A 16,393-nucleotide genomic window follows, 5' to 3' on the forward strand; every position below is an offset into this window, starting at 1 on the left:
ATCAGCCTTTCTGACTTCGCAGCCGCTCGATAGCCATCAGCACGCGCTCCGGCGTGGCAGGCGCATCAAGGCGCGGACTGATCTTGTAATCGGCAACACTCGCCACTGCATCCGACAGCGCATAAAGCACCGACATGCCGTGTGGCAGCGGCGGCTCACCCACAGCCTTGGAGCGATGGATCGTCGGCTCATAAGCCTCCGACCAGTCGGTCAGTGCTACATTGAAAATCTTGGGGCGGTCCGAGGCCAGAGGGATCTTATAGGTCGATGGTGCATGCGTGCGCAGCCTGCCCTTGTCGTCCCAGACAAGCTCTTCCGTGGTCAGCCAGCCCATGCCCTGCACGAAACCGCCTTCAATCTGGCCGAGATCAATGACGCGGTTGAGCGATCGCCCGGTATCATGAAGAATATCGGTGCGTTCCACCACATATTCGCCTGTCAGCGTATCAACAGAAACTTCCGAGCAGGCAGCACCATAGGCATAATAATAAAAAGCGTGGCCTTTGCCCTTGGCGCGATCCCAATGGATTTTCGGTGTCTTATAATGACCCGATGCGGAAAGCTGCACGCGTCCGATGTAGGCTTGTTTGACTAAATCGTTGAAGCTGACTTCCTGATTGCCGACGCGGATACGGTTTGGCAGGAAGACCACCTGATCTTCCGGCACCTGATATTGCTGCGCTGCAAAATGAATGAGGCGTTTCTTGATCTGACGCGCTGCATCCTGTGCCGCCATACCGTTCAGATCCGCCCCGGATGATGCGGCGGTCGGCGCGGTGTTCGGCACTTTTGCGGTGGTTGTTGCGGTGATTTTTACGCGATCAAGATCAATCTGAAACTCTTCGGCCACAACCTGCGCCACTTTGAGATGAAGCCCCTGCCCCATCTCGGTGCCGCCATGGTTCATATGCACAGAGCCGTCATTATAGACATGTACCAGCGCGCCTGCCTGATTGGATTCCGTCTTGGTGAAGGAGATGCCAAATTTGACCGGCGTCAGTGACATGCCGCGTTTGACATAACGGCTTTTCGCGTTGAATTCGCGGATTGCCTCACGGCGTTTCGCATAATCAGCGCTTTCCTCAAGCTCGGCCACAATGCGCTGAATGATGCAGTCTTCCACCTTCTGGTGATAAGGCGTGACATTGCGCGTGCCGTCTGTTCCCATCGCATCGTAGAAGTTGAGCTTGCGGATTTCGAGCGGATCTTTGCCGACAGCAAAAGCCACCTCCTCAATCACACGCTCAGCACCGACCATGCCCTGCGGACCGCCAAAACCACGAAATGCCGTGTTGGAAACGGTATTGGTGTAAAGCGGCGCGGATTGCGCATGAACGGCGGGAAAGAAATAGGCATTGTCGCAGTGAAACAGCGCGCGGTCGCCAACCGGACCGGACAGATCGGCAGAGAAACCGGCGTTCAGCGCAAAGAGATAATCGACGCCGAGGATATTGCCCTCGTCGTCAAAGCCCACTTCGTAATCGACCACAAAATCATGGCGCTTGCCGGTTGAGGTCATGTCCTCATCGCGGTCGAGCCGGACTTTCACGGCGCGCTTGTGCTTCTTGGCTGCGATTGCGGCCATCGCTGCCCATTGATTGGCCTGGGTTTCCTTGCCGCCAAAACCGCCACCCATGCGCCGCACTTCCACCGTCACCGAATGGCTCGGCACACCAAGAGCATGAGCAACCAGATGCTGTGTTTCGCTTGGCCCTTGTGTGGAGCAATAGATGGTTACGTCTTCATCTTCGCCGGGGATGGCTAGTGAAGCCTGCCCTTCGAGATAGAAATGATCCTGCCCGCCAATTGTCATGCGGGCTTTGACCTTGCGCGGGGCTTCATCAATGGCTTTGCGAGCATCACCACGATTGAGCGTCAGAGGCGTGAAAACCAGCTTATCCTTGTAACCATCGAGATTGGAAATCGAGAACAGGCCCGGCATTTCTTCATATTCGACCTTGGCAAGGCGGGCTGCGCGGCGCGCCTGATCACGAGTGCGGGCGACAACCGCGAAGATCGGCTGACCGTGAAACTGTACGCTATCGACCGCGAAAATCGGATCGTCATGCATGCCCGATGGCGACACATCGTTTTCGCCCGGCACATCCTTATAGGTCAGCACATCGACCACACCGGGGGCCACGCGCACGGCGGACAAATCAATGGCAGTGATTTTGGCATGGGCCACAGTCGAGAAGCCAACGCCGATATGCAGCGTGCCTTCGGATTCCGGAATATCGTCGATATAGACCGCTTCGCCCGTCACGTGCTTATGCGCTGAATCATGCCGCTGATCGGTAGCGACGCCACCTTTAATGCGTGCCGCTTTGATTTCATTTGCAGGATGCTTGTTCATGTCATCCTCCCTATGCAGCTACAACGCGCAACGGCTCGGCTTCGCCTTGGGTTTCAGCATAGAAACGGCGGAGCAAATTCTTCGCAACCAGCAAACGATAATCGGCTGTTGCGCGCATGTCGCTCAAAGGCTGGTAGTCGAGACCATAGGCTTCGAGTACTGCTTCGACAGTTGCTTCATTCCACGGCTTGCCAAGAAGGGCTGCTTCAACATTCAACGCGCGCTTTGGCGTTGCCGCCATACCGCCATAGGCGATGCGGATGGATGCGACATTGCCCTGAGCATCAAGCGTGAGATGGAATGCGCCAAGCGTTGCGGTAATATCTTCCTCGAAACGTTTGGAGATCTTGTGAATGGCGAACTGGCTGCGCTCATCAGGCACTGGCACATGGACGGCTTCCACAAACTCACCGCGCTGACGATCCTGCTTGCCATAGGCGATGAAGAACTCTTGCAGAGGAATGGTGCGACGCTCAGCACCTTTGCGCAGCGTCAGCTTTGCATCGAGCGCGATCAATGGCGGTGGCGTGTCGCCAATCGGCGAACCGTTGGCGATGTTACCGCCGATGGTGCCCATGTTGCGTACCTGCTCGCCGCCAATGCGATTGATCAAGCTTCCCAGCGCCGGAATGCGCTTTGCCAAAAATGAGAAGGCTTCGGTATAGGTGGCGCCCGCACCAATGCTGATAACACCATCTTTTTCGCTAATGGTGCGCAGTTCATTGAGATGGCCGATGAACACCACCGGCGAAATATCGCGCATCATCTTGGTGACCCACAGGCCAACATCAGTTGAACCGGCAACGATGGTCGCCTTGGCTTCGGCTGCATAGATAGTGGCAAAGTCATCAAGGTCGGCAGGTACAACAAGACGGTCTTTGCCGCTGCCGATTTCAACCCGTGCGCCATCGCGCAAGGCGTTAAGTTGGCTGATGACATAGGCGCGTTCGCTTGCGAGCGGATCATCGGTCAACGTGCCGTAATCGGAGATTGCGCGCGCCGCGCGCATGATCGCTTCATAGCCGGTGCAGCGGCAGAGATTGCCTTGCAGCGCCTTCTCAATCTGAGCATCGGCAGGCTTTGGATTGCGCATCCAGAGACCATAAAGCGACATAACGAATCCCGGCGTGCAGAAGCCGCATTGCGAACCGTGGAAGTCGATCATCGCCTTTTGCACCGGATGCAGACCGCCGTCTGATCCGCGCAGATGCTCGATGGTTACGACATGACAACTATCCAGCGAGCCCACGAAGCGGATGCAGGCATTCACGCTTTCATAGACGAGTTCGTCACCAACGATCTTGCCAACCAGTACGGTGCAGGCACCACAATCGCCCTCGCCGCAGCCTTCCTTACTACCGCGCAATTTGCAGGAAAGGCGCAGATAATCGAGCAGGGTTTCGGTTGGCGAAACGCGGTCGAGTTCAACCGTCTCGCCATTCAGCAGAAAGCGGAGTGTGTTTCTGACGGCCTGACCCATATCGCTTAACTCCCGCGATAGGTTGAATAGGAAAATGGCGAAACAAGCAGCGGCACATGATAATGCGCCTTTTCGTCGGAAATGCCAAAGCGCAATGGCACCACATCCAGAAACGGAATGGCGTCAGCGCTCTTGCCAAAATATTCGCCAACGTGAAAAAGCAGCTCGTAAGAACCCTGATGCAGCGCAGCGCCTGTAAGCAGCGGTGCATCACAGCGACCATCTGCATTGGTGCGAATTTCGCGCAAAGTTTCCGTTTGCTGATTCTCAATGCGGCGCAATTCGATGCGCAGATTTGCCGCTGGCTTGCCACTCACCGTATCGAGGACATGCGTCGTTAACCGGCCCTGACCGCTCGTTTCCTGACCCATTTGTACTCCTGCCGCTTGCACGATTCGATCTGCCCACCGTCGCAACCGTTACAAGCCATTGTTTTTATGTGGTTTATTTCGCGTAACATTCAAGCCTTTGCAAACCACACTTGTTCCCGATTGTGAGTATTCACCGAAGCTCTGTCTTGGGAAAGATGATAATCGTTGGATGTCTTTCAAAATTTTGAGGGGGAATAGTCTGCGTAAATCTTTATTATCATAAGAAAAAACCATGAATAATCGAGGGAAGACCATATGAGTTATCCGCGCAATCTGGTTGGCTATGGCCGCAACACACCAGATCCACAATGGCCGGGCGGCGCCAATATCGCCGTGCAGTTTGTCGTCAATTATGAAGAAGGCGGTGAAAGCTGCATTCTCGATGGCGATCCGGCATCTGAAAACCTGCTGTCCGAAATCGTCGGCGCTCAGGCATGGGACGGCCAGCGCAACCTCAATATGGAATCCATTTACGAATATGGTGCCCGCTCCGGCTTCTGGCGATTGTGGCGCGCTTTCACGCGACGCAATATGCCGGTCACCGTCTATGGCGTGACCCTTGCCATGGAGCGCAATCCTGAAGCCATCAGCGCTATGAAGGAAGCCGACTGGGAAATCGCCAGCCACGGCCTGCGCTGGTGGGAATATAAGGATGTGCCTGAGGAGGTCGAACGCGAACATATTCGCGAAGCGGTGCGCCTGCATACGGAAATTACCGGCTCGCGTCCGTTGGGCATCTATCAGGGCAAGCCGTCTGATAACACGCTGAAGCTCGTGATGGAGGAAGGCGGCTTTCTCTATTCCGCCGATTCCTATGCCGATGAACTGCCTTATTGGGTGAAGGGACCAAACGGCCCGCATCTGATCGTGCCTTATACGCTCGACACCAATGATATGCGCTTTGCCACACCGCAGGGCTTTAACTCTGGCGACCAGTTCTACAGCTATCTCAAAGACACATTCGACGTGCTTTATCGCGAGGGTGCAGAAGGCGCACCAAAGATGATGTCGATTGGCCTGCATTGCCGTCTGGTTGGGCGTCCAGGTCGTGTGGCAGCGCTTGAGCGATTCCTTGATTATGTGCAGAGCCATGACAGGGTCTGGGTTGCCAAGCGTGTCGATATTGCGCGGCACTGGCATGAACATCACAAGCCAAAGGCCGTCGATGTGCTGCCATCGCAAGCCAGCAAGGCGGATTTCGTAGCTAGATACGGCAGCATTTTTGAACACTCGCCATGGATTGCCGAACGCGCCTATGACATGGGCCTCACGGAACTGGCGGATTCTGCGTCTGGCCTTCACACGGTTCTGGTTCGCGCATTCCGCGCTGCATCAGACGATGAAAAGCTTGGCGTGCTGCGCGCCCATCCTGATCTTGCAGGAAAGCTTGCAGCTGCGAAGCGGCTGACGCCGGAATCCACATCTGAGCAGGCATCTGCCGGTCTCGATGCATTGACGGATAGCGAGCGCAAGACGTTCACGGAACTTAACAACGCATACACGCAGAAATTCGGCTTTCCCTTCATTATCGCGGTTAAGGGCCGTAACCGGCACGAGATTCTCGATGCGTTCAAACGGCGCGTTGAAAACAGCAAGCAAGCGGAGCTGGAAACCGCATCGGAACAGGTCGAGCGCATCGCGCTGCTGCGGCTGAAAGATATTCTTCCTGAGACACTTTACTAGGATAAGACCATGAGCCGTAATTATTACGCCCCAACCGGGGGCCTGCCGCCACAGACGCAAATTTTGACTGATCGCGCCATGTTCACCGAAGCCTATGCGGTTATTCCGAAGGGCACTTTCAGCGATATTGTCACGAGCTTTCTGCCCTTCTGGGACAAGACGCGGCTATGGATCATCGCCCGCCCGCTATCGGGTTTTGCCGAAACTTTCTCACAATATATCATGGAAGTGCAACCGGGTGGTGGCAGCGACCGCGCAGAACTTGATGATGGCGCGCAGGGCGTGTTGTTTGTGGTTGAAGGCGAAGTGACCGTTACGCTTGCGGGCAAAGATCATGTGCTGACCGAAGGCGGTTATGCCTATCTGCCACCAAAAAGCGGCTGGACGCTTCGCAACAATTCAAGCGCTGTCGCGCGTTTCCATTGGGTGCGCAAGGCTTACGAATATGTCGACGGGCTCGATGTGCCGGAGCCGCTTTTCCTGAATGAGAAGAACATTGCCCCCACACCGATGCCCGACACCAATGGCGCATGGGCGACGACACGTTTTGTCGATCCAAACGATCTGCGCCACGACATGCACGTGACCGTTGTGACGTTTGAACCGGGCGGCGTCATTCCCTTTGCCGAAACCCATGTGATGGAACATGGGCTTTATGTGCTCGAAGGCAAGGCGGTCTATCGGCTCAATCAGGATTGGGTAGAAGTGGAAGCAGGCGACTTCATGTGGCTGCGCGCCTTCTGTCCGCAAGCCTGCTATGCGGGTGGACCCGGACAGTTCCGCTATCTGCTTTATAAGGATGTTAATCGACACATGAAGTTATCGCGATAGAAAACCGGTAAGCCGAAAAGAATGACTGCGGTTCAGTCTTATGTATCCCAGATTGAACCGCAATTCAGCTATGAGTACAAGTTCAACATCAGACTGCTTACATCACTCGGATTAAGCGCCAACCCATAGAAATTAATACTTAAAATATTAGCTATTTATTTTTTTAGGCCACCTGAATTTGCTTAAATACCAATAATATATTGCCTGTTGAATAGCCTCTTATTTTGTGATCAATAGTTGTTTGAGATTTGTAAACTGATTGATCGGCATTACACATCACCAATTTAGATAGAGATTGCATTTATGACAAAATATCGCTCCATCGGCCTTGCAGTTGCATTCACAACCATTTCGGGTCTGTCAGCTTTTGCTGCCCCACTTCCGGGTGGAGCAAGCACATTGCAGGAAACTTATGAGGATTGGACCGTTTCTTGCCAATCACAGAAAGATAAAACTATCTGCGCAGTGCGTCAGGATCAGAATAGCTCGCAAACCGGCCAGCGCGTTCTGACCGCAGAACTGCGCAATGTGGATGGCGGAAAGGTAGAAGGCGTGCTTCTGATGCCATTCGGTCTTGATCTCGCAAAGGGTGCCGCACTCAAGATTGATGAAGCCGCGGGCCCGAATCTGACCTTCTCAACTTGTCTGCCACAGGGATGTCTGGCTCCAGTGAGCTTCGATGCGAAACAGGTTGCAGCCCTGAAGGCAGGCGCCAATCTCAATGTGACCACGACAGCGCTCAGCCCCAGCCAGCCGGTTGCATTCAAGGTTTCGTTGAAGGGCTTTGGCTCTGCACTTGACCGCATTGTTACACTGACAAAGTAAGAAATTTTCCGGTCGAAAATTAAGCCGCTCGCTTTTCAGCGGGCGGCTTTTGATTATACGGCTGCCGAAATATTGCTAATTCGCAAGAGCGACCGCCGCCAGCGCATCGTCATCAACACCGATACAATTGCAAGCCCTGCTGCAAGGCCAAGCCAGACACCAGCGCCACCGAGCTTAAATTGGAACGCTAGCAACGCGCCAAGCGGCAACCCGACGCCCCAATAACCAATCAGCGCCAGATACATGGGTATGCGCGTATCACGCAGGCCGCGCAACATGCCTGCCGCAACCGCTTGTGCGCCATCAACGATCTGAAACAGGGCTGCAAGCGCCAAGAATGTGACCGCAAGTTCGATAACGGCAAAGTTTTCTGGATCTTTGAGGTTGAGAAAAACGCCAATGAACAAGCGCGGGATCAGGATCATCAGCAAGCCCATGATCGCCATAAAGCCAACGCCAAGTGCATAGGCGCTCCAGCCTGCATAAGCCACGGCCTGTGGATCGCCGCGCCCGTAAGCGCGCCCCACGCGGACGGTTGCTACTTGTCCGAAGCCGAGCGGCACCATAAAGCTAAGAGACGCCACCTGAATGGCAACCGCGTGCGCTGCCATGGCAGTCGGCCCGATATAGCCCATCATAATAACGGCAGCGTAGAAGATCGACGTTTCAAATACGAAGGTCAGCGCCATCGGGAAACCGATGCGCCAAAGCTCGACCAGACGTGGCCAGTCAGCGCGCCAGAAGCGACCAAACAAGCGATAGCGGCGGAAACGGCGATGGCGCATCATGATAAATGCCATGCCGAGGAACATCATGATGCTCGACAGCGTGGTAGCGATACCAGCGCCATGCAGTTCCATGCGCGGAAAGCCGAAGTGACCGAAAATCAGTGTCCAACCCGCAAGCGCATTAAAGCCAATGGCAGCAGCAGCGATCAGCAGCGTCCACATTGGCTTTTCCATCGCCGCAAAAAACGAGCGCAGCACGATATAGAAAAGATAGGGCAACAGCGCCCATTGCAATGTGTGCATAAAATCGGTGGAGCGCGCCGCAATATCGGGCTGCTGACCGAGGAAAATGAATATTTCCTCGCAATGCCACAGCACGATCCAGATCGGGATTGAAATGATAATCGCCGACCACATTCCCTGACGCACCGTTCGGCGAACATCCCGCACCGAATGGCGATTTTTGCCGAGTGCTATGGCGATCATCGGCATAACAGCCGAGACCAGCCCCATCGAAAAGATCATCAGCGTATGGTAGAAACTCGTCGCCAGCAGTGCCGAAGCAAGCGTATCCTTGCCCAGACGCCCGATGAAGATCACATCGGTTGCAGTGAGTGCTGCCTGCGAAAGGTTGGTGAGGATCAGCGGCCAACCCAGTTTCAGAGCCACCAGCATTTCCCGCATCCAGCGCTGCACGCTGTTTAAATGTGGCTCGTGAAAGCCCGCATCAACTTTATTGGTCACAAGTCACTCCCCGAATCCTCCGGGGCCGTCAATCCGCCGGACAATCCATAGCTGAAACACGCGCCATGACGTCAGAGACCATGTCAATCTGAGGAATTTAGCATCGTGATACGAATATCGATCGCCCCATGCCGGCTAAGAGCGTTCATCGCTTCAAAAGCGACTTCGCCCCAACTTTTCGGGTTTTTCAATTTCTATTGGGAACGTTGTGTATGTTCCAGAAATTGATCCGGAGCCAGGCGGGCTGCGCATCGATTTGCACAAAATTGGAGCACAATGGATAGCAGACTTGCATAAAGAAGCAACACATCTTGGGAAGTAAATTCTCAGCTGCTGACACATGCGGCAATAAAATTTCATCAATATTGTAACACTAACTTTTCCCGCCACTGTATGCGTTGAATATGTGCATAAGCTACGCGAACAGGTCGGCTTGGATGGGACGGTGTTTCGTGGTCACCCTTTAAGCATTTTTCGTAAAATAACGTAGGTAGATATATGGAAGTCAGCAAACGTGATTGGGCAAGCAGAGACAAGTCTATACGTGACCTCATTAAAGAACTGAAGTCTTTTGAAGATCAGAGCTTGGTAGTCAAGATTTCGATCGATGGAGGCAAGACAGTGAAACCTATTAGCTTGGTCGGCAAGGTAAACGGCGAGTGCGTGTTATTAAGTCTCGAATAGTTGCCTCTACTGCAAATAAAAACCCCGCAAAAAGCGGGGTTTTCTCTAATCAGTACGTCTAGATTTACGCGAAGTCGAGTGCCCGGTCGCCGTCTTCGTCTTTAATGCGCGATGGCAGGCCGATCTGATTCAGGATGTGGAGGAAAGGCTTTGGATTAAGCTCTTCCACATTGACCATCTTCTTCACGTCCCATTCGCCCGAAGCGATCAGGATTGCGGCTGCAACCGGCGGAACGCCTGCGGTGTAGGAAATGCCCTGGCTACCCACTTCGTTATAGGCATCCTTGTGGTCGGCAACGTTATAGATGAAGACTTCCTTCTCTTTGCCGTCCTTAGTGCCTTTGACGAAATCGCCAATGCAGGTCTTGCCGGTGTAATCGGGAGCCAGCGACGATGGATCCGGCAGCACAGCCTTGACCACCTTTAGCGGCACGACTTCCAAACCTTCAGCGGTCTTGACTGGCTGCTCGGACAGAAGACCCAGATTGTTCAGCACGGTGAAGACGTTGATATAGTGATCGCCAAAGCCCATCCAGAAACGCACATCGGCGTTCGGATAGTTCTTTGAGAGCGAATGCACTTCATCATGGCCGGTCATATAGGCCTTGCTTGGGCCAACGACAGGTAGATCAAATGTGTGGCCAACTTCGAACATCTTGTTCGACTGCCACTGACCACCCTGCCACGAGTAAACCGTGCCGGTGAATTCGCGGAAGTTGATTTCAGGGTCGAAATTGGTCGAGAACCAACGGCCATGCGAACCGGCATTGATGTCAACGATGTCGATGGATTTAACCTCATCGAGATAGTCGTCCGCAGCCAAACGCGCATAGGCATTGACCACGCCCGGATCAAAGCCAATACCGAGAATAGCGGTGATGCCCTTCTCTTCGCATTCCTTCAGGTTCTTCCATTCGTAGTTGCCATACCACGGTGGGGTTTCGCAAATTTTCTTCGGGTCTTCATGGATCGCGGTGTCCATGTAAGCCACGCCCGTATCGATACAGGCGCGAAGGACCGACATATTGAGGAAGGCCGAGCCGACATTGATGACGATCTGAACGCCTGTCTTCTCAATCAAAGCCTTGGTGGCTTCAATATCCAGAGCATTCAGCGCATGCGCTTCCAGCTTCACCTCAGTCTTGAGGCTCTTCTTTTCATGCACGCTATCGATAATCTTGCGGCATTTCTCAACCGTGCGGGACGCAATATGGATATCGCCCAAAATGTCAGAGTTTTGCGCACATTTATGTGCAACAACCTGTGCCACGCCCCCGGCGCCGATGATGAGAACGTTCTTCTTCATTTTCTGTCGATGCTTCCTCTTCCAGCGGTTACCCGCCATCTATTTACTGTCCCCGGCTCTCCTGCCTTATGGAACGTGTTGAGTTCGTGCGATTTTTAAGCCGTCACAGGTCTCAGGAGAGAGACCCTTCAAAATCCGCATAATCAAATTCGCGGACAATCTTGACCGTGCCGTCGAGTTCACGCACGGCAATGGCTGGCATTTTCACGCCATTAAACCAGTTCTTTTTGACCATGGTATAACCAGCCGTATCTTCAAATGAGAGACGATCGCCAATAGCCAAAGGCTTGTCGAAATTGAATTCGCCAAAAATATCACCCGCAAGGCAGGATTTGCCGCAGATCATATAGCTGTGCTCGCCATTGTTTGGCGCCATCTTCGCCTTTTCGCGATAGATCAGCAGATCAAGCATATGTGCTTCAATCGAGCTATCGACGACGGCAAGGTTCTTGCCGTTATAAAGCGTATCGAGAACAGTCACTTCCAGCGTCGTGGTCTTGGTGATCGAGGCTTCGCCCGGTTCCAGATAGACCTGCACGCCGAACTTTTCCGAAAATGCCTTCAGGCGTGCGCAGAATTCATCGACCGGATAGTTGTCGCCGGTGAAGTGAATGCCGCCACCAAGGCTCACCCATTCAACGCGATGGAGAAGCGAGCCGAACTTTTCTTCAATATCGGTCAGCATCTTGTCGAAAAGACCAAAGTCAGAATTTTCGCAATTGTTATGGATCATGAAGCCGGTAACGCGGTCCATAACCTTTTCAACCTTCGCGACATCCCATTCGCCAAGGCGGCTGAACGGACGCGCCGGATCGGCGAGATCAAAGCTTGAAGACGAAATGCCCGGATTAAGACGCAGGCCGCGCTTGATATGCGCTGCTTTATCGGCAAAGCGCTCAAACTGGCTGATCGAATTGAAGATGATCTTGTCGGCATGGCTGACAACTTCGTCGATCTCATGATCAGCATAGGCGACGCTATAAGCGTGAGTTTCGCCACCAAAACGCTCATGGCCAAGACGCACTTCATTGAGCGAGGACGAGGTGGTGCCGTCCATATATTCGCTCATCAGATCAAACACCGACCATGTGGCAAAGCATTTTAGTGCCAGCAGAGCTTTTGCGCCGGATTTCTCACGCACATAGGCAACTTTTTCCATGTTGCTTTTAAGCTTGGTCTTGTCGATCAAATAATATGGCGTCTGGATCATAGTCGTTCCGGGTCGTCAGCTAGGGGATATGGCCTGTCCAGTTATCTGGCTGGCACGTTATGCAGCTATATAAGGCTACTAATTAAGAGGCTTATATGAAGCTTGTGACAGAAACACAAATCCGCCACAGACATTTTGAGAAAAATTTCTCAAGAGCAGCGGCGGACTGGATATTTCTGCGCTTGATATAGGGCTTTTCATTTAAAATTGAACCCCTTTTGATTTTTATTCATGCTGTTTTACTTCCTCCCCCATTTCGAAGATCAAAAATCCGATTTATAAGACCCGCACACGCGTGCGGACAACGGGCATCAACCCGTCTCTGAAATGCGGGATAGGACCAGGGAAAGAAATGCAGACCGATAATCCAGCCGCCACTGTAACAGCAGGGGCTACCGCAGGCTGGGGAGAATTGTTTGCGGGCGAAAACGCGATCCGTTCGCTGACGCTCGTGGGCGGCGTAGCACTCCACGCCATTAATGTTTTTATCGCCACAACCATATTGCCAACCGTAGTCGCCGATATTGGCGGCATGGATTATTATGCCTGGAACACAGCGCTGTTTGTGACCGCGTCTATTCTTGGCTCGGCGCTCGTGCCGAAACTTCTGTCGCAAGCTGCACCGCGCAATGCTTATCTGGTGGCAGCGATTATCTTTGCCATTGGCACGCTTGCATGCGGCTTTGCACCGTCCATGCCTGCAATGCTTGGCGGTCGCGTCGTGCAGGGACTTGGCGGCGGCATGTTGCTGGCGCTGTCATATGCGATGATCCGCATCGTCTTCACCGAACGACTGTGGCCGCGTGCCATTGCGCTCGTGTCAGGCATGTGGGGCGTGGCAACGCTGGTTGGCCCTGCCGTTGGCGGTATCTTCGCCGAACTGGGCCAATGGCGCGCCGCCTTCTGGTCGCTGGTGCCGGTAATTGCTATCTTCGCTGTGATGGCGATGATCGTTTTGCCAAAGCAGATCAGCAATGCTGAAAACAAAGACCGCCTGGCATGGCCGCAACTCATTTTGCTCACCATGGCAGTGCTGATTATTTCGGCTGCCAGTATTTCGCCAAGCGCGTTTTGGAATGTGGCAGGCGTTATCATCGCATCTGCCGTGCTGATGCTGCTCGTTTTCGTTGAACATCGATCCACAAAACGCATTCTGCCAAAGGGCACATTCAGCCTGAGCCGCCTTGGTGCGCTTTATCTCACCATGGGTTTTCTCGGTGGGTCGGTCACAAGTTCGGAAGTGTTCGTGCCACTATTCTTTCAGGTTCTGCATAACCAGTCGCCGCTGATTGCTGGCTATCTTGCAGCGCTGATGGGCGGAAGCTGGACGCTTGGCTCTATCGGCTCATCGGGCGTGACAGGAAAAAGCGTCAACCGGGTTATCCTTGCGGCTCCCGTCATGGGCGTTATCGGCATGATAACGCTTGCAATCCTCGTGCCTCCGGGCAGTGAAGGTAATTGGACCAGTCTGCTGCCGATCTGCCTTGCGATGATTGTCATTGGTTTTGGCGTTGGCATGACATGGCCGCATCTTCTGACCCGCATTTTCAAACGCGCTGATGCGGCGGATCAGAATCTGGCCTCGGCATCGCTGACAACAGTGCAACTGTTCACCACGGCCATGGGTGCAGCCCTTGCCGGAATGGTTGCCAATCTCGCAGGGTTGAGCAATCCCGGCGGGGTTGCAGGCACGGCCAATGCAGCGCTCTGGCTGTTCAGCGGTTTTGCCGTGATGTCGGGCGTCGCACTCTTTGCGGCTATCGCGCTGGTGCGCAGTTCACGCTGAAATAGGAAACCGGGCTTTTGGAGGATAACATGCTCCGAAAGTCACCCCGATTAGAATGCGGTTTCTTGAGACCGCGTTTGGATTCGATTTAATTGCGCAGCCAGTAAAACTTGATTAGCCCTTGAAGTACCGGCGCATAAGCATTATTCCGATTTCCGTAGTCGTCGGCCGGACTTGACGTGATTTTACTGATGGACCAGCCAGTCACGAACCGCGGAAGCCACCCTGAAGGCAGCCAGACGCGATCCCCCATGATTGCGATAAATGAAGTTCGCTTGTTTTGAGCGGACACCGTGAAAAGCGAAACAGAGACAGTTCCGACATGAGCAGCAATTTTTATCAGGAAACCGTTCTTGACGTTCACCACTGGACCGACAGGTTGTTTTCCTTCCGCACCACACGCGATCAGGGCCTGCGCTTCCAGAGCGGCCAGTTCATCATGATCGGTCTTGAAGTGAACGGCAAACCGCTGCTGCGCGCTTATTCAATTGCTTCCAGTGTTTATGACGAACAGCTCGAATTTTTCTCGATTAAAGTGCAGGACGGTCCGCTGACCTCGCGCTTGCAGCACCTGAAAGAAGGCGACAAGCTGATCGTTGGCAAAAAGCCAGTTGGCACGCTGCTTTATGACAATCTCATTCCGGGCGACAATTTGTGGCTGCTTTCGACCGGCACCGGCCTTGCGCCGTTCCTGTCAATCATCCGCGATCTTGAAGCCTATGAGCGCTACAAGAAAATTATTCTCGTGCATGGCGTGCGCGAAGTGAACGAGCTGGCTTATGCCGATCTCATCACCAAAGAACTGCCAGAAGACGAATTCCTCGGCGAGATGGTGCGCGAGAAGCTCATCTATTATCCGACTGTGACGCGTGAAGACTTCCGGAACAAGGGTCGCCTCACCGATCTCATCAGCTCCGGCAAGATTTTTGAAGATCTCGGCCTGCCGAAGTTTTCTGAACAAGACGACCGCATGATGCTGTGTGGTAGCCCGGAAATGCTTGCCGACATGCGCGTCATTCTTGAAGGTCTTGGCCTTGAAGAAGGCAGCCAAAGCGAAGCCGGTCACTTCGTGATCGAAAAGGCTTTCGTCGAAAAGTAAGCGCTGATCTATACGACTATGAAAGGGAGGCTCATGCCTCCCTTTGCTGCTTTTGCACCTTGCCTGCTTTGGGATCGCTTTGAAATGCTGTTGAGACTGTTCGCCCTGATCACTGCTCTTGTTTGCCTTGCGCCCATAGCGAGCGCAGAAAGCTTCACCAGCAGCGGCGTCAGGAGGCTGCAAGTGATCGACCCGGTTGATCATCAACCGATGGATGCTGTGGTTTTCTACCCAAGCACGGACAAGGCAACAGTCACAAAAATCGGCCCCTATCAGGTGGCAGCATCGCCCAATGCAGCGATGGCAGAAGGGCAGTTTCCGCTGATCCTGCTGTCGCATGGCACGATGGGCAGCATGTGGGGGCATCACGATCTCGGAGCATCACTTGCGCGCAATGGCTATATCGTTGTGAGCCTGACCCATGCGGGCGATAACTTTGCCGATACCAGCCGGTTGGGGGCTGTCAGTTCAACCTATGGCCGCCCGATGCAGATTTCAGCAGCCCTTTCCACAGCGCTGGACGATGCAGCCCTTGCTCCGCATATCGACAAGAACCGTATCGGCTTTGTCGGGTTTTCGGCGGGCGGGACGACCGGGTTGATCCTTGCAGGCGCAAAGCCGGAGCTGTCGCGCTTTGAGGATTACTGCGCAAAACGCATCGGCGATAACAGCGTCTGCGAGGCAGAGGGCAAGATCAGGCTCGACCGCTCGGACCTCGCACCACATGCCGATCCCCGCATCAGCGCTTATGTCCTGATGGCACCGCTAAGCTTTGTTTTTCCGCCTGAAACGCTCAAATCAGTTACAGCACCCACACTCATCTATGTGGGTGATCAGGACGGCGAATTATCGCCTGAGGAAAATGCCATGGCGCTTGCGCCTGAGCTTCCGAATGCAGAGTTGAGGGTCATCGAGAAGGCCGGGCATTTCACATTCCTCGCACCCTGCTCCGAAGACCTTACAAAACTCGTTGCCGGGTTCTGCATTGATAATCCGGGTATTGTGAGAACCACGCTTCACGAGCGGATCAATGCGGAAATTGCTGCGTTCTTTGGCGAAAAGCTGGAGCAACGGGATTAACACCCACTGCCTTGGCTTTCGTCGTCATGGGCGCTATGCTTGTGCCCATGATAAACTGTTCGAGTACCCCCTGCATCGCGCTCCCGTGATTTGAGCAGTCAATCACCTGGAGCATGAACGCAAGCAAACCGCTGGTTTCTTGCGGGGTTTTCGTTTGCATTTATGCAAGCGGGTCAATGCCAAGCCTTTCGTTTCAAGTGCACGTCATTC

General features: G+C 53.7%; 12 protein-coding genes. 6 read left to right on the forward strand and 6 right to left on the reverse strand.

Going from position 1 to position 16,393, the window contains the following annotated elements; genetic code table 11:
• Position 1: 1 nt before the first annotated feature.
• Genes xdhB through uraH form a run of 3 tightly spaced genes read right to left on the reverse strand, consistent with a single transcriptional unit; the run spans position 2 to position 4,207 of the window.
• Complete coding sequence (gene xdhB / locus J2782_RS07045; protein ID WP_310010888.1) at positions 2-2,356, reverse strand: xanthine dehydrogenase molybdopterin binding subunit; 2,355 nt, start codon at positions 2,354-2,356, stop codon at positions 2-4.
• A gap of 10 nt (positions 2,357-2,366) precedes the next feature.
• Entirely contained in the window at positions 2,367-3,836 is a 1,470-nt protein-coding gene (xdhA, locus tag J2782_RS07050; RefSeq protein WP_310010889.1) for a xanthine dehydrogenase small subunit, read from the reverse strand.
• A gap of 5 nt (positions 3,837-3,841) precedes the next feature.
• Positions 3,842-4,207, reverse strand: a complete 366-nt coding sequence (gene uraH, locus J2782_RS07055) for a hydroxyisourate hydrolase (protein ID WP_310010890.1) — start codon at positions 4,205-4,207, stop codon at positions 3,842-3,844.
• A 255-nt stretch (positions 4,208-4,462) separates the two neighbouring features.
• Between uraH and puuE the strand changes: the two genes are divergently transcribed.
• From puuE to J2782_RS07070, 3 genes are all read left to right on the forward strand, one after another.
• A complete protein-coding gene (gene puuE / locus J2782_RS07060) occupies positions 4,463-5,890 on the forward strand; it encodes an allantoinase PuuE (protein ID WP_310010891.1) in 1,428 nt (475 codons plus the stop codon).
• 9 nt (positions 5,891-5,899) lie between these two features.
• The gene (locus J2782_RS07065; protein WP_310010892.1) at positions 5,900-6,721 is read left to right on the forward strand and encodes a bifunctional allantoicase/(S)-ureidoglycine aminohydrolase; all 822 of its coding nucleotides are present in this window, start codon (positions 5,900-5,902) and stop codon (positions 6,719-6,721) included.
• Positions 6,722-7,024: 303 nt separating this feature from the next.
• A complete protein-coding gene (locus tag J2782_RS07070; RefSeq protein WP_310010893.1) occupies positions 7,025-7,546 on the forward strand; it encodes an invasion associated locus B family protein in 522 nt (173 codons plus the stop codon).
• A 53-nt stretch (positions 7,547-7,599) separates the two neighbouring features.
• Here J2782_RS07070 and J2782_RS07075 read toward each other — a convergent pair whose 3' ends face one another.
• The 3 genes from J2782_RS07075 to nspC all read right to left on the reverse strand — a co-directional run bounded on the left by J2782_RS07075 (position 7,600) and on the right by nspC (position 12,218).
• Positions 7,600-8,958, reverse strand: coding sequence for an MATE family efflux transporter (locus tag J2782_RS07075; RefSeq protein WP_310011123.1), 1,359 nt, complete (start codon positions 8,956-8,958; stop codon positions 7,600-7,602).
• Between the two features lie 808 nt (positions 8,959-9,766).
• On the reverse strand, positions 9,767-11,008 hold the full coding sequence (locus tag J2782_RS07080; protein ID WP_310010894.1) for a saccharopine dehydrogenase family protein: 1,242 nt from the start codon (positions 11,006-11,008) through the stop codon (positions 9,767-9,769).
• A gap of 112 nt (positions 11,009-11,120) precedes the next feature.
• Positions 11,121-12,218 carry a carboxynorspermidine decarboxylase gene (nspC, locus tag J2782_RS07085; RefSeq protein WP_310010895.1) on the reverse strand — a complete coding sequence of 366 codons (1,098 nt, stop codon included), beginning with the start codon at positions 12,216-12,218 and terminating at the stop codon, positions 11,121-11,123.
• A gap of 352 nt (positions 12,219-12,570) precedes the next feature.
• On the opposite strand from nspC, the gene J2782_RS07090 reads away from it, so the two are divergent.
• The 3 genes from J2782_RS07090 to J2782_RS07100 all read left to right on the forward strand — a co-directional run bounded on the left by J2782_RS07090 (position 12,571) and on the right by J2782_RS07100 (position 16,183).
• Complete coding sequence (locus tag J2782_RS07090; RefSeq protein WP_310010896.1) at positions 12,571-14,004, forward strand: MFS transporter; 1,434 nt, start codon at positions 12,571-12,573, stop codon at positions 14,002-14,004.
• 322 nt (positions 14,005-14,326) lie between these two features.
• Positions 14,327-15,103, forward strand: coding sequence for a ferredoxin--NADP reductase (locus J2782_RS07095; protein WP_094506372.1), 777 nt, complete (start codon positions 14,327-14,329; stop codon positions 15,101-15,103).
• Between the two features lie 33 nt (positions 15,104-15,136).
• Positions 15,137-16,183 carry an alpha/beta hydrolase family protein gene (locus J2782_RS07100; protein ID WP_310010897.1) on the forward strand — a complete coding sequence of 349 codons (1,047 nt, stop codon included), beginning with the start codon at positions 15,137-15,139 and terminating at the stop codon, positions 16,181-16,183.
• The last annotated feature ends 210 nt before the right edge of the window (positions 16,184-16,393 follow it).

Origin of the sequence: Brucella pseudogrignonensis (genome assembly GCF_031454375.1) — a bacterium.
Taxonomy (GTDB): Bacteria; Pseudomonadota; Alphaproteobacteria; order Rhizobiales; family Rhizobiaceae; genus Brucella; species Brucella pseudogrignonensis_A.